We start from the raw sequence: 25,653 nt of genomic DNA, 5'->3' as shown, positions 1-25,653 counted from the left end.
GGGCTATTCCGCCTTCAGCTCGGCGAGCTGCTGCACGCCCAGGTCACCGGGTAATCCACCCCAGGCCTGACGCAGGTAGTTGACCATGTCCGTCACCTGCTGGTCATCGAGCTTGTCGGCAAAGCCTGGCATCGGCTGCATGCGCTCGAAGCCGGTGAACTGCTGTTCGCGGATGCCCTCGAGGACCACCTTGACCAGGTTGCGCGAGTCGGCCTGGCGCAGCACGGTGTTGCCGCGCATGGCCACGGCGATGTGCGGCTTGCCCTCGCCGTCGACCCCATGGCAGCCGGCGCAGACGTTGAGATACTGCTGATGGCCGCGCCGGGCGCTGTCGCTCATCTGCTCCAGGGCGACGGGCTGGATGACCTTGGCCGCTGGCGGCTGATCGCCCAGCAGGAAGGTGGCCATGGCCGCCAGGTCGGCGTCTTCAAGGTGCTGGGTGCTGTGGTGCACCACCGGGAACATCTCGTTGAACATGCTGCCCTGGGCGCTGATGCCGTGCTTGAGGAAGGTGGTCAGGTCCGGCTGGGTCCAGCCGCGCTCGGCCAGGTCCTGGGCCAGCAGGCTTGGCGCCAGATAGCCTCCCAGGAGGCCGCCGCTCAGACGCTGGTCCTGCTGCAGCGCGCCGATCGGGTTACGCGGGGTATGGCACTCGCCGCAATGGCCCATGACCTCGACCATGTACTGGCCGCGCTGCCACGCCGGGCTTTTGCCCTCGGTTGGCTGCAGTTGCACGCTCTTGCCGTACAGCATATTCCAGCCGCTGAGCCCCATGCGCACATTGAACGGGAAGCGCAAGGCGGTCTGCGGTGCCGGGCGGTTGATCGGCGGTATGGTCATCAGGTAGGCGAGGATCGCGTCCGAGTCTTCACGCTTGATCAGGTGGTACGAGGTGTAAGGCATCGCAGGATAAAGGTTGGCGCCGTCCTTGCGCTTGCCCTCGGTGACTGCGGCGAAAAACTCGTCGGCGCTGTAGTTACCGATGCCGTACTGTTTGTCCGGGGTGATATTGCTGCCATAAATGGTGCCAAACGGCGAATGAATCGGCAGGCCGCCCGCATACGGCGCACCGCCTTCGGCGGTATGACAGGCCATGCAGTCGGCCACGCGGGCCAGGTATTCGCCCCGCTTGACCTGCGCCTGGTCGGCCGCCAGTGCAACCGAAGTGAAAGCCACGCCGAATGCCAGCGCCAATGCGCTACGTACGAAGCCCATGCTCAACCCTCCTTGACCAGGCCGAGGTCATTGAGCACCGTGCGGGTGGCATCGTAGTAACGCACGTAGCCTGTACAGCGGCAGATGTGGTGGCCGAGGCTGGCCTCGATGCGGTCTTCCACTTCGCTCTTCTTCAGCGGCTGGCGCTGGGCAGTTTCCACCAGCACGGTGGCGGCGTTGACAAAGCCCGGTGCGCAATAGCTGCACTGGAAGGCGAACAGGTCGACGAACTTCTGCTGGATCGGATTCAGCGTCAGGTTGCCGGCCTCGTCTTTTTTGGCATGGCCTTCGATGGTGCGCACTTTCTTGCCTTCGAAATAGTGGGCGCCCGTGATGCAGGTGCGCACCTCCTCGCTGGTGCCGTCGGGGTTGTCGACGATCACCACGCAGGCGTGGCAGATGCCCTGGCCGCAGCCCAGGCGTGAGCCGGTAAGGTTCTGGTGTTCGTGCAGATAGTCGATCATCGCCAGGTCAGCGGGGACCTCGACCGGACCGACCGGTTGACCGTTGAGGGTCAGTTGCAGTGGACGGTTAGCCATTGAGGGCCTCCTTGATACGGGCTGGGGTGATGGGGAGATCGCGCACGCGCTTGCCGATGGCATGCGCGACGGCATTGCCGATGGCACCGACGACCGGGATCATCACCACCTCGGCTATGCCCTTGGACGGGTCGGTCGGTGACAGCGGTGGGAGGATTTCGCTGGTCTGTTTCCACACCGCCACATCGCGCGCATGCGGCAGGCGGTAGCGGTTGAAGTTCCAGTCACCCTCCCCGGGCCCGCCTTCATACAACGGCATCTCTTCGGTCAGCGCATGACCAATGCCCATGGCGATACCGCCTTCGAGTTGGCCTTTGACCAGCTCCGGTACCAGCACCCGGCCACACTCGATCCAGCTGTGGTGGTTGAGCACCTGCGTCTCCAGGGTGCCTTTGTTGACCTTGACCTCGACGATGGTCGCCACCGGGCTGTAGTAGGTGACCATGGCGTTGTTCAGCTGGGTGTCGGGGTAGGCCGCATTCTGCCGGTCGAGCAGGTGATAGCCATGGCTACCCATCTGCGCCTTTTTGGCATTCACCGCACCATCGCCGTATTTCACCGCCATGGCATCGAGCGGGAAGCGCTCGCGCACGCCGTCGATGACAAAGTCGGCCTCGGCCCAGCTCCAGCGGTTGAAGCCGTGCACGCTCACGCCAGTCACCAGGCCCATGTCGTGGGCCTTCTGCGCCAGCTGGGCAAACGGAATCGGCGCCAGGCCGTTGCCGGTCAACTCACCGTTGACCCACACCGCGTTCTCGCGGCGCACCACCAGCGGGTTGGCCTGGCCGCCATGCGGGCCCTGGCTCCAGATGGCCATGGCCGCCGGCCACAGGCCATGGTTGAACAGCACACGGGCGGCTTCACGGGTGGCGTGGCTGAAGTAGAACGCCGAGTTGGTGGCCGACGACGGCGACGCCAGCTTGCCAACCCAGCGCGGGTTGCGTAGCGCAGCGTCCTGTTCGGGCTGGCTGATCAGGTAGGGATTGCCGCTGGTGGTCAGCTGCAGCTCTGGCCATTCGGTGACCGCGGTCTTCACCTCGTCGGCCGAACGGCCAAGGAAGTCGCTGATCACCAGAGCCTGGGAAGTGGACATGCCAGTGCCCAGCTCGGTACCGATGTGGCGCAGGCTGATGCGCCCATCGGCGCTGAATTCGACACTGGCCATCGGCGCCTCGGAGCCTGTGCCGAAGTCCTTCTGGCAGATGGCGAAACCGACGCCGTACCAGTGGTCCGGGTCCTTGGCGTCCATCTGTTGCTTGCGTGCAGCGCGGTTGCGCCACCATTCGTGCACGGCGGCCTTGTCGAGGATCTCGTAAAGGCGCAAGGCGCCCGCCGGGACCGCACCCTGGGTGTTCTTCATGCCCGATTTCAGCGCGTTGGCACGGCGCAGGTCGATGGCATCGACGCCCAGGCGACCGGCGATTTCATCCACCATCATTTCGGTGGCGGCCATGCTCTGCAGGGTGCCGTAGCCGCGCATGGAGCCCGCCTCGACCCCCCGCGAGAAGTAGGCGGTCACCGACAGGTCGTTCTGCGGCATGTAGTAGATCGACTGCGCCGCGGTGGCTCCCACGGCGGCCACCGAAGGGCTGTAGTTGATGCGCCCGCCGCCGTCGCAGCTCATGTCGGCGCGGAAGATCTTGAAGCTGTTGTCCTTCTTGTCCACCGCCAGCTGGTAGCGAATGTCGAAGGCATGGCGCTTGATACCGCTCTGAAACTGCTCGTAGCGGTCGTTGGCCAGGCGGATCGGCACCCCGGCACCATACAGCGCTGCCACGGCAGCGTAGAAGACGAAGATGTTGTTGTCTTTCGAGCCATAGCCCACGGTGTAGCCAGGGTGCATGTTCAGCGTGTTCAGGGCGAAACGCGACGGCTTGATCATGTGCACGCATTCCTGCGCCACTTCGAACGGGCACTGGGTGGCGACCACGAAGTGCAGCGTGCCGCTGGCCGGGTCGTACCAGCCATTGCCGTTGTCCGGCTCCAGCGCGGCAGGCTCGATGGACGGCGTTTTGTAGCGTTCTTCGAACACCAGCCAGTCTTCGGGCGGGTTGTCCAGCTGCTCGGCCATGCGCTTGGCGTAAAACAGCCCCTGCTCGGTCAGGTCGCCGTGCTGGTTGGGTTGCTTCGACCACACCGGCTTGCGGTTGAGAATGGTGGGGAACAGCATGGAGTTCTTCAGGCTGGAGAACTCATCGTCGTCGAACGGCGTGGCGCCGCCCACGCGCACGAAGCGGAAGCTGCCATAAGGGTCGCGCTGGTACAGCGGCGCCTGGGCACCATAGCGGATCGCCTGATCGTTGAACTGCAGCTTGCGCTTGGCCTGACGGAAACGCTCGAAATCGTGCCAGATCAGAATCGCCACCGGGTGGCCGATGAACATCGGCACCTTCCCGGCCGGCAGCAGCGGGTCGGGCGAGTGGGCTTCTGGCCAGGCGATGCCATCCTGCTCCAGGTCGGCGGCGGTGACGATGCGGTCAGGCTGCAGGTCGGCCCCGAGCAGGCTGAGGTCATGGCCGGCATAAATCCGATCGACCTTGGTCGCCTTGAGCAGCAGCGCATGACCCTGCTGCGCGGGCCACCCGGGCATGTCCTTGGCGCGGATGTCGCGGGCGAACACTTTGTCGCCGCAGACCTTGGACAAGGCGTCGTTACGGAAACGCGCTTTGCCGTCGTGGTTCATCCACTTCTGCGGCGAGGTGGTGACGCGCTCCTCCATCAAAGCGGCGAAGGCCTGGCTGCCAAGTGGCGCCATGGTCACACCGACACCAGCGATCAGGCCGCCTTGCAGGAAGGCGCGCCGGGAAATATCACGGTTGGACATGCTTGATCCTCTGGGCAGTTGGGGCCTGCCCTTTCTTTTGATTCTTGGCCTGGCTTGAGAAAAGCTGACCTTGGCGTCAACTTTACAGCAATTGGGTGGGGCTAGGCAAAGTCAAGCCGACAATGTGTCGCGGTGTGACGAGGGTTGAGGGGGGGCTGGGATGGGGCTGGGGGTGTTGGGCTTTAGGGGTTCAGCGCCTGTTAGATCGAGCGCCGCGCGGGCGGCGCTCGATCTAACAGGCGCTGAAAATCCCAAGGCCAAGACCTGCAAGCCCTAATGCTCTCCCAGCCCCAAATCCCGGGTTAACCTTCATTTAATCAACCCCATCCAGCATGGCCCCATTCCCAGATCTGCCAAGGCGAAGACATGCGCGTTCTCCTGCTCTTCCTCACACTACTGCTGGCCGGCCCGTTGCAAGCCAACCCGTTCGATGTGAAACCAGACTTCCTGCCGGTTGACCAAGCCTTCGTGCTCACCCACGACCGCCAGGCCGACGGCCAAACGCGCCTGTACTTCCAGATCAAGCCGGGCTACTACCTCTACCAGAAGCGGCTGAAGTTCGATGGCTTGCCCACCGAGCAGCACCCGCAACTGCCACCCGCACTCAACCATCACGACGAGTTCTTCGGCGACAGCGCGGTGTACCGCGACCAGCTTGAACTGGTATTGCCTGCCAACGCCCAGGGTCAGTTGCGCCTGGGCTGGCAGGGCTGTGCCGATGCCGGCCTGTGCTACCCGCCGCAAACCACCTCGATCGACTTGGGCGGCAGCGTAACGCCCGCCGCCGAGCAAGCCAGCGACCAGGCCCTGGCCAGCGGCCTGCAACAAGGCCACCTGGCCTGGAGCCTGCTGGCGTTCTTCGGCCTTGGCCTGCTGCTGGCGTTTACCCCCTGCTCGCTGCCGATGCTGCCGATCCTGGCCGGGCTGGTGCTGGGCAATGGCGCCAGCGCCCGCCGTGGCTGGGTGCTGGCCGGGGTCTATGTGCTGAGCATGGCCATGGTGTACGCCGGGCTGGGGGTGGTTGCTGCCCTGCTGGGTGCCAGCCTGCAGGCCTGGCTGCAGCAACCCTGGCTGCTGGGCAGCCTGGCGGGGCTGTTCGTGCTGCTGGCACTGCCGATGTTCGGCGCCTTCGAGCTGCAACTGCCTGCCGCCCTGCGCGACCGCCTGGACCGCGCCGGGCAAGGTACCCGTGGCGGCAACCTGTATGGCGCGGCACTGCTCGGGGCGTTGTCCGGCCTGTTGCTCGGCCCGTGCATGACTGCGCCGCTGGCAGGTGCGCTGCTGTACATCGCGCAGAGCGGTGACGTGCTGCAAGGCGCGCTGGTGCTGTTCAGCCTCGGCCTGGGCATGGGCGTGCCGCTGCTGTTGCTGGTCACTTTGGGCAACCGCTACCTGCCGCGCCCGGGTGCCTGGATGAACAGGGTAAAGGCGGTGTTCGGCTTCGTGTTCTTGGCCATGGCGCTGTATACCGTGCGTAGCCTGCTGCCAGCGACCCTGCTGCTGGCGCTGAGCGGCGCCTGGCTGATCGCCCTGGCCTGGGCCGCGTGGCCGGCCCTGCAACGGCTGCCGGCGTTGCGTGCAGTACCGTTGCTCGGCGCGCTGTGGGGCGGCCTGCTGCTGGTAGGCGCGGCAGCCGGTGGCGACGACCTCTGGCAGCCACTACGCCCCTTCGCCGGCGGTGCCGCCGCGCCAGCCCAAAGCCAGCATACCGAGGACAGCTTCGTCACTGTCAGCCGCCCCGAAGACCTGCAACGTGAACTGGACGCCGCCAAAGCCCGTGGCCAGTGGGTGATGCTCGACTACTATGCCGACTGGTGTGTGTCGTGCAAGGTCATGGAAAAGCAGGTGTTCGCCCGCAGCGACGTGCAAGCCGGACTGGCCGGTGTACACCTGCTGCGCCTGGACGTGACCGCCGACAGCCCTGCCAGCAAGGCCCTGCTGCAGCGCTATCAGGTACCCGGCCCGCCCAGCATTATCTGGATCGGCCCGGAAGGCGAAGAACGCCGCGCGCGACGCATCACCGGTGAGGTGGACGCAGCCGCGTTCCAGCAACACTGGGTCCAGACCAGGAGTCAAGGCTGATGCTGACCGTAACACTCGGGCCACTGACCATGGCCCTCAACCACCTGCTGATGCTCACCGCCCTGGTGATCGCCAGCGTGGTCGGCTGGTGGGTCGCCCGACGTGGCGGCGAGAGCCCGGAATCGGCGCTGTTCAACCTGTTCCTGATCGGCCTGCTGTGTGCCCGCGCCGGCTTCGTGCTGGCCTACTGGCCGATGTATCAGGACGACCCACTGCAAATCATCGACATCCGTGACGGCGGCTTCCTGTTCTGGTCGGGCCTTGCCGGCATCGTGCTCGGAGCCCTGTGGCAGGGCTGGCGCCACCCCGGCCTGCGCCGCCCACTAGGCTGGGCGCTGTTCAGCGGGGCACTGTTCTGGGGCCTGGCCAGCCTCGGCGGCCACCTGTACAGCAAAGGCACCGAACTGCCCGAACTGAGCCTGAACAACGCCGGCGGCCAGGCCGTGGCATTGCACAGCTACCGCGGCAAGCCGCTGGTCATCAACATCTGGGCCACCTGGTGCCCACCCTGTCGGCGTGAGATGCCAGTGCTGCAACAGGCACAAAGCGATTACCCGCACGTGACCTTCCTGTTCGTCAACCAGGGCGAAACCCCCGAGAACGTCAGCACCTTCCTCGCCACCACCGGCCTGAGCCTGACCCACGTGCTGTTCGACGGCACCGGCCTGTTGGCCCAGCGCGTCGGCTCCATGGCCCTGCCCACCACGCTGTTCTACGACGCCAACGGGCGGCTGGTCGGCAGCCACCTGGGCGAGCTGTCCCGGGCCAGCCTGCGTCACGCCCTGGAACCTTTCGACCGGGCCATTGCGCCCGCCCCTGCCGCACAAGGAAACTGACATGCGATTGACTGCACTGCTGCCCCTGTCCCTGGCCCTGCTGGCCTCCCCTACCCTGCAGGCCGAAGAACTGCCCAAGGCAGTTCAGCAGCTGCAAGCCAAGGGCGCCGTGATCAAGGGCAGCTTCGATGCGCCTAACGGCCTGCGTGGTTATGCCGCCGAGTACCAGAACAACGCCCTGGCCCTGTACCTGACCCCCGACGGCAAGCACGTGCTGGTCGGCAGCCTGTTCGACGAACAGGGCAAGGACCTGAGCGCCGAGCCGCTGCAAAAGCTGGTCTACGCGCCGATGAGCAAAGAAATCTGGGCGAAAATGGAAAAGACCGCGTGGATCGCTGACGGCAAGGCCGATGCGCCGCGCAAGGTGTACCTGTTCAGCGACCCGAACTGCCCATACTGCAACATGTTCTGGGAACAGGCGCGGCCGTGGGTAGAGTCGGGCAAGGTGCAGCTGCGCCATATCATGGTCGGCATCATCCGCGAAGACAGCCCGGGCAAATCGGCGGCGCTGTTGGCAGCGAAAGATCCGGCCAAGGCCCTGCAACAGCATGAAAAGGCCGGCAAGGCCAGCACGCTGAAGCCCCTGGACCAGGTGCCGGCGACGGTACAGCAGAAGCTGGCGGCGAACATGGCCTTGATGGAAGAGATGGGACTGCAGGCTACTCCGGCCATTTTCTATCAGGATGAGCAAGGCAATCTGCAAAGCCAGCAAGGGGCACCCCGGCCCGAGATGCTTGGGAAGATTCTGGGCAAGCGATAGGCTTCACTTGAGTGTTGCGGTGGTGCCTAGATCGAGCGCCGTCCCGGCGGCGCCATTTCCGCCGCCCCACCGCTCAACCTCACCTGGGCCCCGAGCCGGCTGGTAAATCTAGCTGATCAATCTCACGGCCCGGCAGATCCATCCCGTGCAGGTCTAACTCAGCAACTTAAAACATCTAGAAACAATTATTCAGCGCCCGCTAATGTGAAACTTCGATTGCTCGGCCCCCTGATCAAAATCCCACCCCGCGCACAACTAAGAATATTCACACGTTCACTGCAGGGCTTTCGTACGCCAGAACCAGAAACCTCTTACACAAATAGAAGAAACACTAGAAACTGAAAATCATTATCAGATTTAAGTAAGATCCTTCTGAAGACCTTCCCCACGAAAACAGCTGTAAACCAAACGCCTCGATACCACTCCAAGCGCCTCCACCCCCATCGAAAGATTGACATTGAATACTTGAACGCCTAAACCTCCTGATGCCGCACCTGTCGAGCCATAACAAAAACAACGAGATGGAGCTATTCCCATGAGCTCAAAATCAACGCACTTTTATACGCAGCATAAAAAAGTCATCGCCATTACAAGAATCCTGACCACTGAGCATTTAAGGGAGCCCACATCGCTCCTCTGGTCAGCGCTGGCCCCTTGCATACTCTTCATCATCACCAACCCGACGCATGCGGCCGCAACCTATACCGCTTCAGCCGCCTGGTTCTACTCATACATCTCTGCCACCCTCGCGTTCTTTGGATTCAGCTTTTACCTCATCGGCAGGAGGGAAAGTGGCTTTACCCGATCCTTCATCTACCAACACGGCGCGATCAAGCTATTCCTGACGGCCCACACACTCAGTTATTTATTACTGAGTTTGCTTTACGCCACACTATTCTATCTCTTGACCAAACCCCTACGAGGTCACTACTCACTTCCTGAATACCTCTATCTGATGGCATGTTTTTACACCAGCTACCTCATGTTCACCTGTCTCGGCCTGGGGATCGCTGCGCTGCCGATCAAATTCAGCACGGCCAGCACACTTTTTTCACTCTTGTCATTCCTCATGCTGGTTTCCGGATACACCGGCGCCACGCTGGGGCACGATGCTGCGCAGGCGCTAACGCTGATCAACCCGCTCTTTCTAAGCGCGCAGATCTTCCATGGCGAAATGCCCCTTCTCAACAGTTTCCTGATTGCACTCTCGGCCTCTGCAACCGCGACTTACCTGACCGGAAGGTATTTCAGAATCCAACCCATCTGGAGCCGATACTGATGGACATTTTAACTATCAACAAACTTCAATTCGGATACAGCGGAAATCCGCTACTGAACGACATTGAACTCACTATACAAGCGGGGGAACTGGTCGGCATTCTGGGCAACAACGGGGCCGGAAAGACAACCCTTTTCGACCTCATCTGTAAAATAAAGAAACCGGCAAAAGGCGCCATTTCCAATTTATCCAGGCGTCAGGCCTATTTGACGCAAATCCTTACACCGCCCCCATTGCTCCGCATGAACGAAGCGGGCAAGCTAATCACCAGCCTGACCCCCAATGCTTCCCCAGATCACACAGAGATTCTCTCGAAACTAGCCAAATGGTCCCCGTCACTGTCCAAGCGATATGCAGAAATCGCCAAGAAAAAAGCCGCCAATTGCAGCTACGGTGAAATTCGCAGCTACTTCACGCTGACCTTGCTGCTTTTAAACAGTGACTTGATCATTCTTGACGAGCCAACGGCTGGCGTAGACCCTGAATTTCGACATTATATATGGCTCGGTATAAAAAGCGCGTGCGCGGAAGGCGCGAGCGTGCTGATAGCTTCTCATTACACAGAGGAAATCACGAAAAATTGCCAGCGCTTTTATATGCTCGCAAACAAGCGACTGGAAGCGTTTGACAGTGGTGGACAGTTCATGGAACGCCACCATGCCAAATCACTGGATGAAGCCTTTATCAATGCCTCGATCTAGGTACCGTGGCCATTGAGAGGGGGCGCCAAGCGCCCCTGCCCATCAAAGTCCCTCAAGCTCCGCCATCAGGTCACTGAGCCGGTCGACCTTGTCATCATCCAGCGCACTGCCCTGCAGCCCCTGTACATACTCGGCCAACGCCTCCACCGTGCTGCACTCGAACATCGCCCGCAGCGGCACGTTCAGCTGTAGCTGCTTCTGCACCCGCGAAGCGATCTGCGTGGCCAGCAATGAATGGCCGCCCAACTCGAAGAAGTTGTCGTGTACCCCCACCCGCTCTGCCTTGAGCACATCGGCCCAGATACCCGCCAACAGGTCCTCCAGTTCGTTGCGTGGCGCCAGATAGGCCTGGCTGTGCTGGGCGCCGATGTCGATGGATGGCAGGGCCTTGCGGTCGAGCTTGCCGTTGGCATTGTGCGGCAAGCTGTCGAACCAGCCCCAGTGCAACGGCACCATGTACTCCGGCAACTCGGCACGCAGCCGTTGCTTGACCTGCTCCAGCATTGCGGCATCGGCACTGACGCCCTGATGCGCCACCAGGTAGCCAACCAGATGCTTGCCGTTCACGCCCTCCTGCACGCCCACGGCGGCATCGCGAATTTCCACCTGCTCATGCAACCGGGCCTCGATCTCGCCCAGTTCGATGCGATAGCCGCGAATCTTCACCTGGTGGTCGATGCGCCCGACATATTCCAGCACGCCGTCCGGGCGTTGCCGCGCCAGGTCGCCCGTGCGGTACAGACGTTCGCCCGGCGCCCCATAAGGGTGAGGGATGAACGCCAGCGCTGTGCGCACCGGGTCACCGACATAGCCACGACCCACGCCCGTGCCGGCCACGCACAACTCACCCACTGCCCCCAGCGGCACCAGCTTCTGGTCCTCGCCGAACAGGTACAGCCGGTTGTTATCGGTGGGCGTACCAATTGGCAGGTAGCTGCCTTGGGTCGAGGCGGCATCGACGCGGAAGAACGCCACGTCATCCGAGCACTCAGCCGGCCCATAGGCATTGACCAGGCCGATCTGCGGGTAGCGCTGCAGCCACTGCGCCGCCAGCTCCGGTGGCATGGCCTCGCCGGTCGGCAGCATCCAGCGCAGGCCGTCGAGGGCCTGGTGGTCGCTGGCCAGCATGCCCTGAATCAGGGACGGTACGCTCTCCAGCACGGTAATGCCGGTGGCCTGCACGTGCGCCAGCAGGCCATGCGGGTCGTGGGCGATGGCGTTAGGCACGATCTCTACCTGAGCGCCGAACAGCGGCGCAGCCAGGAACTGCCAGACCGAGATGTCGAAGCTTTGCGAGGCGGTCTGGGCAATCACGTCCTGCTCGCTCAGCGCCAGGTAAGGCACCTTGCTGAGCTGGTTGTTGAGCATGCCGCGCTGCTCGACCATCACCCCTTTCGGCAGGCCGGTCGAGCCTGAGGTGTAGATCACGTAGGCGAGGTTGTCCGGGCCACTGTGGATACCGGGGTTGTGGCTTGCGATCGGGTTGGCCTGGACGTCTTCCCAGACCAGCAGTTGCGGCCGCAGCGCAGCCTCCAGCTCACCCAGCAACTGCCGCCCCTGCTCGGCGCAGGCCGCGCTGCACACCAACACTGGCGTGCGGCTGAGCTGGATGATGCTTTGCAAGCGGGCTGCCGGCAAGCCAGGGTCCAGCGGCAGGTAACCAGCGCCGGCCTTGAAGCTGCCGACGATCATGCCCAGCAGCGGCAAGCCGCGTTCGGCCAGCAGTGCCACCGGCTGGTCCACCCCCACGCCCGCCGCGACCAGGGCATGGCCCAGGCGGTTGGCCGCCAGGTTCAAACCAGCGTAGTCGTAGGACGCGCCCAGGCAGCGGGCCACGGTACGTTGTGGATGCGCGGCAACTTGGGCTTCGAACTGGGCGACGTAGCTGTGCTCCAGCGGATAAGCCCGTTCGGTGCGGTTGCAGTCTTGCAACAGGAAACGTTGTTCTTCGGCACCGAGCAACGGCAGTTCGCCCACTTCGCCGTCAAAGCCCTGCACCAGCGCCAACAGCAGGCGCTTGAACTCGGCCAGCAGGCGCTCGACGGTCGGGTAGTCGAAATAACGCTGGTCAAACGACAGGTGCAGGCCCAGGTCATCACCCGGGTAGCACACTGCGGTCAGCGGGAAGTTGGTGTGGGTTCGCCCCGAATCGGAGCTGGCGTTAAGGTGCTGCGCGTGGTCGAGCACGGCGGTTTCCACCGGTGCGTTCTCGAACACGAACAGGCTGTCGAACAGCGGCTGGCCCTTTGGCAGCTCGCTGCACGCCTGGATCGCCACCAGCGGCAGGTATTCGTACTCGCGCAGTTCCATGTTGCTTTGCAGCAGGCCCTGCAGCCACTGGCGTACGCTGCAACGCTCACCAGCGATGGGCAACTGCACGCGCAGGGCCACGCTGTTGATGAACAGGCCAACAGTGCGCTGCATCTGCGGCATGCTCACCGGGCGCCCGGCCACGGTCACGCCAAAGGCCACGTCGCGGTCGCCGCTGTAGCGCGCCAGCACCAGGGCCCAGGCCGCCTGGGCGAAGGTGTTGACGGTGAGCTGGTGGGCCTGGGCCAATTCACGCAGACGCACGCCGTCGCTGGCTTCCAGCCGGGTATAGCAGTCGCCGACGACCATGCCGCTGCCGGCGTGGTCATGGCGCAATGGGCGGTCGCTGGGGATCGCAGTGGCACGCTCGAAGCCGGCCAGGTTGGCCTGCCACCAGGCGCGCGCGTCGTCCAGGCCTTGGTGTTGCAGCCAGCCAATGTAGTCGCGATAACGCGGCGGTACCGGCAGTTGTGCCTGGCGGCCTTCGCCGAGGGCCTGGTAGACCTCGAAGAAGTCGTTCATCAGCAGCGAGCGGCACCAGGCATCGATGAGGATGTGGTGGTTGCTCATCATGAACCAGTAGCGCTCGTCAGCCACGCGCACCAGGCGCAGGTGGAACGGTGCCTCACGGAGCAAGGCGAAACCGGCCTCGCGCTCCTCCTTGTGCAGGGCCTGAAGACGCTGCTCCTGGGCATCGTCAGCAAGGCCACGCCAGTCCTGGTAGTCGACCGCCAGGTTGCCCGGCTTGTGGATGATCTGCAGCATCGCCTCGCCACTGTTCCAGCTGAACGAGGCGCGCAACGCTTCGTGGCGCGCCACCACCGCCTGCCAGGCTTGGGCGAAACGCTCGGGGTCGAGCGGGCTGTTGATGCGGTAGCGGTCCTGCATGTAGTACAGGCCAGTGCCCGGTTCCAGCAGGGTGTGCAGCAGCATCCCCTCCTGCATCGGCGTCAGCGGGTAGACATCCTCGATCTGCGCGGCCGGGACCGGCAGTGCGTCGATCTGCTCCTGGCTCAGGTGTGCCAGCGGGAAGTCCGACGGGGTGAAGCTGCCGTTGCCTTCGGTCAGGCAGTGCGCAACCAGTGCCAGCAGCTCCTGCCGGTAGGCCTCAGCCAGGTTGGCGATGGTGTGCTCGTCATAGCGCTCGGCACTGAAGGTCCAGCGCAGTTGCAGGGCACCGCCGTACACCTGGCCATCGACACTCAGCCAGTTGGGCAGTGGCGCATCGAGGTCATGGGCCAGGCCGGCCGCTTCATCCAGCGGCTGGAACAGCGCCGCGCTGTCGAACTGCTGGTCGAACTGGCCCAGGTAGTTGAAGGTGATGCGCGCTTGCGGCAAGGCGGCCATCTGCTCGCGCCCGGCATCGTCGGCAAGGTAGCGCAGCACGCCGTAACCCAGCCCTTTGTGCGGCACCTGGCGCAGTTGCTCCTTGATCCGCTTGATCGAGCCGGCCCGCGCCGCATCGTCTTCGCCTGGGTGCGGGCGCAGGCTCAGCGGATAGGCGTTGGTGAACCAGCCGACGCTGCGGGTCAGGTCCATGTCTTCGAACAACCCGTCGCGGCCATGGCCTTCCAGTTGCACCAGCACTGCTTCGTCCCCGCTCCAGCGGCACAGGGCGCGCGCCAACGCGGTCAGCAGCAGGTCGTTGACCTGGGTGTGGTAGGCCGCCGGCGCCTGTTGCAGCAACTGCCGGGTCTGCTCCACGTCCAGGCCGATGGCCAAGGTCTGGGCGTGGCGGTGAAGGTTGCCGCCCTGCGGGTGATCGCACGGCAATTCGCGGCGCACACCGCCCAGTTGCCCTTGCCACCACGCCAGCTCGTCGCGCAGCGAATCGCTGCCAGCATAGCTGGCCAGCCGTGCGGCCCAGTCGCTCATGGCATGGGTCTTGGCTGGCAGCGGCTGACCGCGATAAAGCGCCTGCAGGTCTTCCAGCAGCACCCTCCAGGACACGCCATCGACCACCAGGTGATGGATCGCCAGCAACAGGCGCTGGCTCCCTTGGCCGTCGCGCACCAGCAAGGCGCGCAGCAGCGGCCCCTGCTCCAGGTCGAGGCTGCGCTGCACGTCGGTGTAGAGCGGTTGGCAATCAGCGAAGTCAGCGACGGTAGCGGTCCACAGCAGCTGCTCGGCGGCAGGCTGGGCGTACCGGGCCTGGCGACGCCCACTCGCCTCGCTGAAACGCAGCCTCAGGCTGTCGTGGTGCTGCACCAGCGCCGCCAAGGCCTGCTCCAGCACTGTTGCATCCAGCGGCTGGCGCGCCTCCAGCAATACAGCCTGGTTCCAGTGCTGCGGCTGCGCCACTTCACTGTCGAAGAACCAGTGCTGGATCGGTGTCAGGCCGACCTGGCCCTGGCGCAGGCCCTGGTCGATGCTGCTGGCGGTTTCGCCCTGCTGCACGATCGCCGCCAAGGTCTGTACAGTCTGGTGCTGGAACAAGTCGCGCGGGGTGAACTGCAACCCAGCCTGACGGGCCCGGCTGACCACCTGGATCGACAGGATCGAGTCACCGCCGAGTTCAAAGAAGTTGTCCTGCACGCCGACCCGGGCAACGTTGAGCACATCGCGCCAAATCTGCGCCAGTTGCGCTTCCACCTCATTGCCTGGGGCTTGGTATTGCTGGCGCGCCTGATCCAGGTCCGGCGGCGGCAGGGCGCGGCGGTCGAGCTTGCCATTGCCCATCAGCGGCAGGCTGCCGAGCAACACCAGGTGCGCAGGCACCATGTAGTCCGGCAGGTGCTGGCGGGCATCGGCTTTCACCGCTTCGCGCAACAGGCTTTGCGCCGCGGCACTGGCTGCGGCCTGCTTGCACACCAGGTAGCCCACCAATTGTTTGCCGCCCGGCAAATCCAGGGCAAGCACCACGGCTTCGTCGACATCGGCATGTGCCTGCAGGCGGCTCTCGATTTCGCCCAGTTCGATGCGGAAGCCGCGAATCTTCACCTGCTGGTCGGCACGGCCAACGTACTCGACAAGGCCATCAGTGCCCAGCCGCACCAGGTCGCCGGTGCGGTACAGCCGCCCGCCTTCGCTGCTGAACGGGTCGGCGACGAAACGCTCGGCGCTGAGGCCCGGGCGGTCATGATAGCCCTGGGCCAGGCCCGCACCGCCGACATACAACTCGCCGATCCCGCCTTGTGGCAGCAGGGCGAGGTCTTCATCGAGGATATACGCCGTGCGGCTACCGATGACGCGGCCGATCGGGACGCTGCCGAGCTCCGTCGGTAGCACCTCGGGTGCCAGGCACGCCAGCGGCATGACCACGGTTTCGGTCGGGCCGTAGGCATTGAAGAACTGCTGCGGCGCAAATGCCTGACGGATACGCTGCAGGTGCTCGCCGGTCAGCGCCTCGCCACCAGTGATCACCAGGCGCACCGGCAGTTGTTCGCCCTGCCCGCCCAGGTACTGGGCCAACTGGCTGCCGTAGCTCGGCGTAAAGCCAAGGATACTCACCTGCTGCTCACGCACCAGTTGGCAGATTTCCTCGGCGCCCCACTGGCCTTGGGCACGCAGCACCACCCGGGCACCACACAGCAGCGGCACCCACAGTCGCTCGCTGGCAGCGTCGAAGTTGATGGAATAGAAGTGCAGCTCGCAGTCATCGCTGCGCATGCCGAACGCGTCGATCACCGCCTGGCAGTGCATGGCGAATTCGCCATGGCTGACCACCACCCCCTTGGGCTTGCCGGTGGAGCCGGAAGTGTAGATGAGGTAAGCCTGGTGCTGCGGCAGGTTCAGGTTATCCAGCGGCGCATCGCTGTAGGCCGACAGGCTGGCGGCGTCATCCTCCAGGCTCCAGCGCGCCACGCCCTCAGGCAGTTCACCCAGGGTTTGCAGCAGTTCCCGCTGGCTCAGCAGCAGGCCGATGCGGCTGTCTTCGATCATGTAGCGCAGGCGGTCGAGCGGGTATTCAGGATCGAGCGGCACGTAGGCGCCACCAGCCTTGAGGATGGCCAACAGGCCGACGACCATTTCCAGCGACCGCTCCAGCGCCAGGCCCACCCGTACCTGCGGGCCGACACCCCGTTCACGCAAGGCACGCGCCAGGCGGTTGGCCTGCTGGTCGAGCTCGGCGTAGGTCAGGTGCTGGCCGGCGAAGGTCAGCGCACCCGCCTGCGGCGTGCTTGCGGCCTGGGCGGCGAACAGACCGTGGAGGGTCTGGCCGAGGTCGAAATCGTGTTCGCCCTGCAATTGGCCGACCAGCGCCTGTTGCTCGGCACGGCTCAACATTGGCAGTTCGCACAGACGGTGTTGCGGGTTGTCGAGCAAGCCGATCAGCAGCTGTTGCCAGTGCTCGGCCATGCGTGCGATACGCGGCTCGTCGAACAGGTCGCGGCTGTAGGTAAAGCAGCAGCCCAGGCGGCCGTCCAGGTCGGTCACTTCCAGGTACAGGTCGAACTTGGTGGCGCTGGCATCGTTGACCAGGTAATCCACCTGCATGCCGGCCAGCGTGCGGCTTTGCTGGAAGGCCCAGCGCTGCACGTTGCACATCACTTGGAACAGCGGGTTGTAGGCACTGCTGCGTGGCGGCTGCAGGGCCTCTACCAACTGGTCGAACGGCAGGTCCTGATGCGACTGGCCTTCAATGGCAACCTCACGCAGCTGCTCCAGCAGTTCACTGGCGGTCATCTGCCCGTCCAGCTCGCAACGCAGCACCTGGGTGTTGAGGAAGGCACCGATCAGGCCTTCGCTCTCCGGGCGGATGCGGTTGGCCACCGGCGCGCCGATGCGCAGGTCGCGCTGGCCGCTGTAGCGGTGCAGCAAGGCAGCCAGGGTGGCGGTCATGGTCATGAACAGGGTCAAGCCACGCTGGCTGTTGAACGCGTGCACGCGAGCGACCAGCGCCGGGTCGAGCTCAAAGCGATACAACTCGCCACGGTGGCTCTGCACGGCCGGGCGCGGGCGGTCTGCGGGCAACGCCAACACCGGGTGCTCATCACCCAGGCGGTCCTTCCAATAGGCCAGCTGGCGGGCGCCCTCGCCACTTTCCAGCCATTGCCGCTGCCACACGCTGTAGTCCAGGTATTGCACCGGCAGTGGCGCCAATGGCGACTCGCGGTCATCGACGAAGGCCTCGTACAGCTCGCCCAGCTCGCGAGCGAAGATGTCCATGGCCCAACCTTCGGTGACGATGTGGTGCAGGGTGAGGACAAAGAAGTGCTCGCGCTCCTCGGCCTTGACCAGGCAGGCGCGCAGCAACGGCCCGCGCTCCAGGTCGAACGGCTGGTGCGCCTGATCGTCGGCCAGTTGTTGCAGGCGTTGCTGGCGGGCATCGGCAGGCATCGCGCTGAAGTCCTGCCAGTCGAGGTGCAGGCCGCCGTCCTCGGCTACGCACTGGTAAGGCACCCCGTCGATGCTGGGGAAGGTGGTACGCAGGGTTTCGTGGCGGACGATCAGCGCCTGCAACGCGCGCTCGAAGGCGTCCACATGCAGGGCGCCGCGCAGGCGCGCCATACCACCGACGTTGTACGCCGGGCTGTCCGGCTCCATTTGCCAGAGGAACCACATGCGCTGCTGCGAGTACGACAGCGGCACCGCCTGGCGGCGGTCGACGCGGGCGATTTCACCCTGCAGGTTACGCTCACCCGCAGCGTGAATACGCGCAATCTCGGCACAGAAAGCGCCCAGTTCGCTGGCTTCGAACAGCGCCTTGAGCGGCAGTTCGACGTCGCAGGCCAGGCGCGTGCGGGAGACGACCTGGGTGGCCAGTAGCGAGTGGCCGCCGAGGGCGAAGAAGTCGTCCTGCAAGCCGACCCGCGGCAGGTTCAGCACTTCGCGCCATATCGCAGCCACTTGCTGTTGCAGTCCGCTTTGCGGTTCGACGTGTTCACGCTGCTGCCACACCGGGGCCGGAAGCGCCTTGCGGTCGACCTTGCCGCTGGGGCCCAGTGGCATCTGCGCCAGCGGGATGAGTTGGGCCGGCACCATGTATGCCGGCAGTTGCCCAGTCAACACCGCCAACAGCGCTTCAGGCTGGGCAGCACCGCTGTAATAGCCGACCAGCTGCGCGCCAATGGCGTCCTTGTGGATCAGCACCAACGCCTGCTCGACCCCCGCCTGCGCCAGCAGGCAGGCCTGGACCTCTTCGGGTTCGACGCGAAAACCCCGCACTTTTACCTGTTGGTCGAGGCGGCCGAGGTACTCCAGCGCCTCCAGCTGCACCAGCCATCGGGCGCGGTCACCACTGCGGTACAGGCGTTCGCCATTGCCATCGGCCTGCGGCACGAAGCGCTCGGCGGTAAGGCCTGGGCGCCCCAGATAACCGCGGGCCAGGCCCGCTCCGCCAAGGTACAACTCACCCGCCACGCCGGGCGCAGTCAGTTCAAGCTCGTCGTCCAGCACTCGGCACAACACATTGCCCAGCGGGCGGCCAATCGGCGAGCGTTCACCATCCCCCGCCTGGCAGTGCCAGTGGGTAACGTTGATGGCGGTTTCGGTCGGGCCGTAACGGTTGTGCAGTTGCACCTGCGGCAGCAGCTGCAGCACCTGATCACGCAGTGCGGCAGGCAAGGCTTCGCCACCCGAGAACAACCGGCGCAGGCTGCTGCAGGCAGCCACTTTCGGCTCCTGGACAAACATCTGCAACAGCGGCGGCACGAAGTGCAGCGTGGTCACGCCATGGGTTTGCACCAGTTCGGCGATGCGCTGCGGGTCACGGTGTTCGCCTGGGCCAGCGAGCACCAGCTTGCAACCCGTGATCAATGGCCAGAAGCACTCCCACACCGAAACGTCGAAACTGATCGGCGCCTTCTGCATCAACACGTCGCTGTCAGCCAGCGCGTAAGTCGCCTGCATCCACTGCAAACGCTCGGCCAGCGCCGCGTGGGTGTTGCCCACGCCCTTTGGCTGGCCGGTAGAGCCGGAGGTATAGATCACGTAGGCCAGGTTGTCCCCGTGCAAGTGCAAACCGGGGGCATGGCTGGGCCAGCTGTCCAAGTGCAGCTGGTCCAGCGCGATGGCGCTGACACCGTCAACCTGCGGCAGCTGGCCCAGCAGGTTGCTGTGGCTCAGCAGCAGGCCGGCATTGCAGTCGGTGAGCATGTAGGCGAGGCGTTCGGCCGGGTAATCGACGTCCAGCGGCACATAGGCGCCACCCGCCTTTAGAATGGCCAGCAGGCCAACCAGCAACTGCGGCGAGCGCTCGATGGCAATCGCCACGCAGGTATCAGGCCCTACCCCCTTGTCGCGCAGGTAGTGGGCCAAGCGGTTGGCCTGCTGGTGCAGCCCGGTGTAATCCAGGCTGCCCCCCTCCCATACCAGGGCGGTGCGCTGCGGGGTCAGGCGTGCCTGCTCGTTCAGCTGCTCGACCAGAAGCTGCCCCGGCGCAGGGGCCGTTGCCTGGCCCCACCCCAACAGCTGGGCACGGCCAGGCTCGTCGAGCAACTGCACTTCGCCCAACGCCCGCTGGGGTGCTGCGCACACCTGCTCCAGCAGCGCCAGCAAATGACCGGCCAGCCGTTTGATGGTGCTGGCGTCGAACAATTCGGCGGCATAGTCGAAGGCCAGGCTCAGGCGGCCCAGGTGGTCTTCTTCACTGTGTAGCTGCAAGTCGAACTTGGCTTCGCGGCTGTGCCACGGCAGCTCCTCGGCCAGCAGCCCCGGCAGGCGCCGCAGCGCTGACAGGTCGCGCTGCTGGTGGTTGAACATGACCTGGAACAGGCCCTGTTCGCGGGCCTCGGGCAGGGCTTCGACCAGTTGTTCGAACGGCAGGTCCTGGTGGGCCTGGGCCTGCAGCGTGGCCTGGCGCACTTGGGCCAGCAAGTGGTCGAACGGCAGCCGGCCATCGAGCTGCGCGCGCAGTACTTGGGTGTTGATGAAGAAACCGACCATGCCCTGGGTTTCCTGGCGCGGGCGGTTGGCGTTGGGCACGCCGACGCGGATGTCCGCCTGGCCGCTGTATCGCTGCAGCAGCGCCTGCCAGCCGGCCAGCAGGACCATGAACAAACTGGCCTGCTGTTCGCGAGCCAGGCCCTTGAGAGCATCGGTGAGCTTGGCTGGCACCTTCATAGTCAACCGTGCCGCGCTGTGTTCGCGCTGGTTGGCGCGTGGGTGGTCGGTACACAGGTCGAGCACCGGCAACTCGTCACCCAGGTGGGCTTTCCAGTAGTGCAGCTGGCGCTCGGCCTCACCCTCGGCCAGCCATTGGCGCTGCCAGTTGCCATAGTCGGCATAACCCAGGGTCAGCGGCGCCAGGTTGGCCTTTAGCCCCTGACAATGGGCAGCGTACAGTTTGGCGAACTCATCGAGCAGGATGTTCAGCGACCAGCCGTCGGCAACGATGTGGTGCAAGGTCACCCACAGTTGATGATCTTCGTCATCCAGGCGGGCCAGCGTCACCCGCAGCAATGGGCCTTGGGTCAGGTCGAAAGGCTGGCGAGCCTCGGCTTCACGCTGGGCTGTAACCTCTTCGCAGGGTTGCCCTTCGAGGTCCAGCCGTGACAGGACGAACGGCTGCGGTGGCAAGACTAATTGCAACGCCTGGCCGCCCTCTTCACTGAACACGGTACGCAGCGATTCATGGCGCGCCACCAGTGCCTGGAACGCCGCTTCAAGGGCACGTTCATCCAGTTCGCCACGCAGGTGCAGGCCGGCCGGAATGTTGTAGGCCGCCGATTGCGGTTGCAGCTGCCACAGCAGCCACAAGCGGTTTTGCGCCAGCGACTGAGGCAGTGCCTGGTTGCGCGCCAGGTTGGCGATGGCTGGCGCCTGTTGATTGCCTTCGGCGATTATTGCGGCCACGGCCTGGCGGTAGTCGGCCAGCACTGGCGCTTCGAACAAGGTGCGCAGGTTCAGCGGGGTGCCCAGTTCATCGCTCAGGCGCGCAGTGGCCTGGGTCGCGGCGATGGAGTTGCCGCCCAGCAGCAGGAAGTGGTCGTCTGCCGCCACCGTCGGCACCTTGAGCACATCACGCCAAACGGCAGCGATGCGTGCCTGCAATTCATCACCCGTTGCATCAGCGGCAACCGCCTCGCTCAATTCAGGGAACCGGGCGTAGCAATCCAGGCTGCCATCGTCCATGCGCAGGCGACAAGCCGAACGCTGCAGCTTGCCGCTGGAGGTTTTCGGCAGCGCACCGGGGTTCAGCAGCAGGACCACCGCCGGCGCCTGGCGGCAGGCGTCGGCGATCACCTGGCGCAGGGTCTTGATCAGCGCCTGGGGTTCGAGTGCCTTCTGCACGTTGCGGCTGATTTCCACCGCTACGCCGATGCCCTCCTCGCCCAGGTGCTCAACGGCAAACACGGCCACCCGACCTTTGCGCAGCACGTCGACTTCACGCTCGAGGGTTTTTTCCAGGTCCTGCGGGTACAGGTTCTGCCCGCGCACGATCAGCATGTCTTTCAAGCGCCCGGTGACGAACACTTCACCGTTGCGCATGAAGCCCAGGTCGCCGGTACGCAGCCAGGTCTGGCCGTCCATTTCGACAAAGGTGCGGGCGCTGGCTTCGGGGTTGCGCCAGTAACCCAGGGCAATACTCGGGCCACCCGCCCAGATTTCGCCAACCTGGTTGTCACCCAGCACTTGCAGTTGCTGCGGCTCGACAATGCGTACCGCATGCCCCGGCTGCGGGTAGCCGCAACTCATCAGCACGCTGCCCGCGCCCGGCTCGGCGCGGTTGGCGGCGAAGGCCGCGGCGTCCAGCTCCAGCGCCGCGATGCCCTGGCCACGGCGGCTGCCGCTGACAAACAGGGTGGCTTCTGCCAGGCCATAGCTGGCAAAGAAGCTTTGCCGGTCGAAGCCGCAGGCCTGAAACTTGTCGGCGAAGGTCGCCAGGCTGTCCTGGCGAATGGGCTCGGAGCCCGAATACGCTACACGCCAGCGGCTCAGGTCGAGCCCTGCCAGCGAAGCCTCGCTGACCCGCTCGCTGCACAGGCGGTAGGCAAAGTCGGGGCCCCCGCTGATGGTGCCGCCGTATTCGCTGATGGCCTGTAACCAGCGCAACGGCCGGGCGAGGAAGTAACCCGGCGACATCAGCACGCAGGGCACACCGCTGAAGATTGGCTGCAACAGGCCGCCGATCAGGCCCATGTCGTGATACAGCGGCAGCCAGCTGACGATCACATCATCGGGGTTGAGGTCGATGCCAAAGCCTTGGCGGATCAGCTGCTCGTTGGCCACCAGGTTGCCATGGCTGACCTGCACGCCCTTGGGCAGCGCAGTGGAACCCGAGGTGTACTGCAGGAAGGCAATATCATCACCCTTGAGTGCAGGTGCTTGCCAGCTTGCGGCCAGCGCCGGGTCCAGGCCGTCCACTGCCAGCAGCTCGGGCGCATCATCTGCCGCAAGCGCCTCCAGGCCTTGCAGGCTGTCGTGCAGCGCCGCCACCGTCAGCAGCAGGCGCGGCTCGGCGTCGGCGATGATCGACAGCAAGCGTTCCTGGTGGTGCTGCCGCGCGGATTCCGGCGGGTAGGCCGGCACTGCAATCACACCCGCGTACAGGCAACCGAAGAAGGCCGCCACGTAGTCCGGCCCACTGGGGAACAGCAGCACGGCTCGATCACCGAAGCCGGCGCGCGCCTGCAAGGCGGCGGCGATGGCACGGGCACGCTGGTCGAGGTCCCGGTAGCTGAGCACGGCCTGCTCGCCGGGGGCGTCGGCGAGAAAGCGCAGGGCAATCCTGTCCGGGGTCTGCGCGGCGCGTTGCGCCAGGGCCTGGACCAGCGAGAGCGGGAGTTCGAAGGCGTCCGTCATGGGGTGTTCCTGCCAGTGTCTGTTGGGGCGAGCCGGCTGCGCCGCAAACACGGGCGGGCAGCGTTGGGTGGCCGAGGATGTACACAGGGGAACGGATGGGCGGGGGTAGAAATTAAAGCGATTGCGCAGGGGCAGACAGGCCAAGGGGTGAACTGTTTCACATAGCGGGCTTAGAACTGAAAGATACAGATACTAATTTCGTTTCGTATTTGACAATCATTATCATTCTGAATAGCTTGTCGCACGTCGTAGGAAGCTTCCCAGCCTGGGGTGCCTCCTCTCCCCTCTGTGACAAGGTGATTTCCATGGCGGAACAACTATCCACAAGTAAGTGCGATTCACCATTACTGCAGGCCTTCGTCGACAACCGCAGCATCCTGGTCAAGATCGCCGCGCGCATTACCGGCTGCCGCTCGCGCGCCGAGGATGTGGTGCAGGACGCATTCTTCCGGCTCGGCGCCGCCCCACAAATCACGTCGTCGTTCAAGGCGCAGCTAAGCTACCTGTTCCAGATCGTGCGCAACCTGGCGATCGACCACTACCGCAAGCAGGCCATGGAGCTGAAGTACTCCGGCAGCGAAGAGGAAGGCCTGAATGTGGTGATCCAGAACGCCTCGCCGGAAGCCACCCATATCAACCTTGCCGCGCTGGACGACATTGCCGAGGCGCTGAACGAGCTGCCGCAGCGCACCCGCTATGCCTTCGAGATGTACCGCCTGCATGGCGTACCGCAGAAGGACATTGCCAAGGAGCTGGGGGTATCGCCGACCTTGGTCAACTTCATGATTCGCGACGCCCTGGTGCATTGCCGCAAGACCACCAACCGGCAGGCCTGAGTCATTCCTCAAGCGCCCTGGGCGCGCTGACGGTGATGCGGTATGGCTCGAAGATCCGCGCCAGCTCGCCGTTGTCGCGCAGCCCGCGTAGCAGTTCGGCGAACGATTGCTCGCCGATGGGGCTGCCGGGCCGCAACAAGGCGTAATGGTGATAGACCTGATCGATGCGCCGTGAAGGCACCAGTTGCGCCTGGCTGGCCGGGTTGCGCGCCAGAAAGTCACTGAGGTAGGAACGCGTGACCAACGCGATGTCGGCACGCCCTGCCTGCACCATCAGCAGGTTGCTGTCGTGGGAATAGGTCAGCGTAGCGCGGTAGGCCTTGCGCAAGTAGGCCGGGTCCGAGTTGAAACCGGCGAACGCGTAATGGTAGCCGTTGAACAGCGCCAGGCGCTTGCCGTTCAGGTCATCGAAGTAATGCGGGTCCCGCCCATTGGCTTTGCGCGCGACAAACACCTCAGCGTCCTCCAGGCCCATGTCCACGCTCTGATGTGGGATCTGTTCCCAGCCCCATTGCGGGTTCTCGAAGATGGCCATGTCGGTACGGCCCTGCTGGAAGTCACCAAACCGGCGCTGGATGGACGTGGGTACCAGGACGAAATGGTAGCGCTGTTGTGCGCGGTTGAGTGCGTCGACCAGTTGCGGCAGCAGGCCGGTATCGGCGCCTTGCTCGGGGCGCACTGTATACGGCGGGAAATGCGCCGCACCAATCTTCACTTCAACGCCATCTGCGGCCCATGCCGGTGCCGCCAAGCAGCACACGGCCAGCAGCATCAGAGTGGACAAGGCCTTTAGGCCGGGCGCTGGAGTCAAGACGGACACTCATCACGGTTCATGCCTGGGTCCGCCTAAGCTAGGCGTTTTCCGGGTACGGCACAACTGCTGGTGCCTGCTCTTTTTGCCAAAGCAGGCGGCAAAATGCCATAGGGTGCCGGATGCGCTGAGTTTGGCTACGCTCTAGCTGGGTTTGCAAGGGAGCCTGGTATGGGCCACTGGTTGGTGATCGACCTGGAAGCCACCACCGACGAGGGTGGATGGCCGGTCGCAGAGATGGAAGTCATTGAAATCGGCGCGAGCCTGGTCACCCGCGAAGGCCGTGAGGTTGACCATTTCCAGTGTTTCGTGCGGCCACGGCGGCGTCCGCAACTGACCACGTTCTGCCGCGCGCTGACCCACATCGGCCAGGCCGAGGTGGACAGTGCCCGGCCGTTTCGCGAAGCGTGGGCAGGGTTCGAAAGCTGGCTTGGACAGCATCGTGAGCAATTGCAGGCGTGGGTCAGCTGGGGCGACTACGACCGCCAGCAGCTGCACCAGGAATGGCAGCAGCACGGGCTCGACAGCCTGCTGCGCACACTGCCGCACATCAACCTCAAGCAACGCTTTGCCAAGGCCCGTCACCTGCAGCGCCCCGCCGGCCTGAACAGTGCCCTGCAACTGGCCGGCATGCACTTTTGCGGGCAACAGCATCGCGCCCTGGAGGACGCTCGCAACACGGCTCGGCTGTTGCCGCTGAGCCTGCCCGCCGAAGGGCCCTGAAAGCAGATGACGGGGATTGTGGGCTTGGGCATACTGGCCAGCCCTTTTTTC

The 25,653-nt window shown here is 64.4% G+C and carries 12 protein-coding genes; 7 read left to right on the top strand and 5 right to left on the bottom strand.

Features of this window, described 5'->3' with window-relative positions:
* Positions 1-3 precede the first annotated feature (3 nt).
* Genes OO258_RS22155 through OO258_RS22145 form a run of 3 tightly spaced genes read right to left on the bottom strand, consistent with a single transcriptional unit; the run spans position 4 to position 4,578 of the window.
* Positions 4-1,215, bottom strand: a complete 1,212-nt coding sequence (locus tag OO258_RS22155; protein ID WP_266032631.1) for a cytochrome c — start codon at positions 1,213-1,215, stop codon at positions 4-6.
* Positions 1,216-1,217: 2 nt separating this feature from the next.
* On the bottom strand, positions 1,218-1,754 hold the full coding sequence (locus tag OO258_RS22150) for a (2Fe-2S)-binding protein (protein ID WP_266032628.1): 537 nt from the start codon (positions 1,752-1,754) through the stop codon (positions 1,218-1,220).
* Positions 1,747-4,578, bottom strand: a complete 2,832-nt coding sequence (locus OO258_RS22145; protein WP_266032626.1) for a xanthine dehydrogenase family protein molybdopterin-binding subunit — start codon at positions 4,576-4,578, stop codon at positions 1,747-1,749. Before OO258_RS22145 ends, OO258_RS22150 begins: the two co-directional genes overlap by 8 nt.
* Positions 4,579-4,944: 366 nt before the next feature.
* Here OO258_RS22145 and dsbD point away from each other — a divergent pair, with 366 nt between their 5' ends.
* The 5 genes from dsbD (at position 4,945) to OO258_RS22120 (ending at position 10,236) form a co-directional block, all read left to right on the top strand.
* Positions 4,945-6,660 (top strand): protein-disulfide reductase DsbD, encoded by a 1,716-nt coding sequence (gene dsbD, locus OO258_RS22140; RefSeq protein ID WP_266032623.1) that lies wholly within the window; start codon positions 4,945-4,947, stop codon positions 6,658-6,660.
* On the top strand, positions 6,660-7,496 hold the full coding sequence (locus OO258_RS22135) for a TlpA disulfide reductase family protein (protein WP_010954989.1): 837 nt from the start codon (positions 6,660-6,662) through the stop codon (positions 7,494-7,496). Before dsbD ends, OO258_RS22135 begins: the two co-directional genes overlap by 1 nt.
* Before the next feature lies 1 nt (position 7,497).
* Positions 7,498-8,256 carry a thiol:disulfide interchange protein DsbG gene (gene dsbG, locus OO258_RS22130; protein WP_266032620.1) on the top strand — a complete coding sequence of 253 codons (759 nt, stop codon included), beginning with the start codon at positions 7,498-7,500 and terminating at the stop codon, positions 8,254-8,256.
* 535 nt (positions 8,257-8,791) lie between these two features.
* Entirely contained in the window at positions 8,792-9,535 is a 744-nt protein-coding gene (locus tag OO258_RS22125) for a hypothetical protein (RefSeq protein WP_266032617.1), read from the top strand.
* Positions 9,535-10,236 carry an ATP-binding cassette domain-containing protein gene (locus OO258_RS22120; RefSeq protein ID WP_266032614.1) on the top strand — a complete coding sequence of 234 codons (702 nt, stop codon included), beginning with the start codon at positions 9,535-9,537 and terminating at the stop codon, positions 10,234-10,236. Before OO258_RS22125 ends, OO258_RS22120 begins: the two co-directional genes overlap by 1 nt.
* A 42-nt stretch (positions 10,237-10,278) precedes the next feature.
* Here the strand turns inward: OO258_RS22120 and OO258_RS22115 are convergent, their stop codons facing one another.
* Positions 10,279-23,232 carry a non-ribosomal peptide synthetase gene (locus tag OO258_RS22115; RefSeq protein ID WP_266032611.1) on the bottom strand — a complete coding sequence of 4,318 codons (12,954 nt, stop codon included), beginning with the start codon at positions 23,230-23,232 and terminating at the stop codon, positions 10,279-10,281.
* Positions 23,233-23,537: 305 nt separating this feature from the next.
* Between OO258_RS22115 and OO258_RS22110 the strand changes: the two genes are divergently transcribed.
* Positions 23,538-24,068, top strand: coding sequence for an RNA polymerase factor sigma-70 (locus tag OO258_RS22110; protein WP_110747973.1), 531 nt, complete (start codon positions 23,538-23,540; stop codon positions 24,066-24,068).
* Between the two features lies 1 nt (position 24,069).
* Here the strand turns inward: OO258_RS22110 and OO258_RS22105 are convergent, their stop codons facing one another.
* Entirely contained in the window at positions 24,070-24,879 is an 810-nt protein-coding gene (locus tag OO258_RS22105; RefSeq protein ID WP_266032675.1) for a substrate-binding periplasmic protein, read from the bottom strand.
* 171 nt (positions 24,880-25,050) lie between these two features.
* Between OO258_RS22105 and OO258_RS22100 the strand changes: the two genes are divergently transcribed.
* A complete protein-coding gene (locus OO258_RS22100) occupies positions 25,051-25,602 on the top strand; it encodes an exonuclease domain-containing protein (protein ID WP_266032606.1) in 552 nt (183 codons plus the stop codon).
* Positions 25,603-25,653 lie beyond the last annotated feature (51 nt).

The sequence above is a fragment of the Pseudomonas sp. DCB_BI genome (assembly GCF_026240995.1).
Lineage (GTDB): Bacteria > Pseudomonadota > Gammaproteobacteria > Pseudomonadales > Pseudomonadaceae > Aquipseudomonas.
This window is presented reverse-complemented; position numbering and strand designations above follow the sequence as displayed.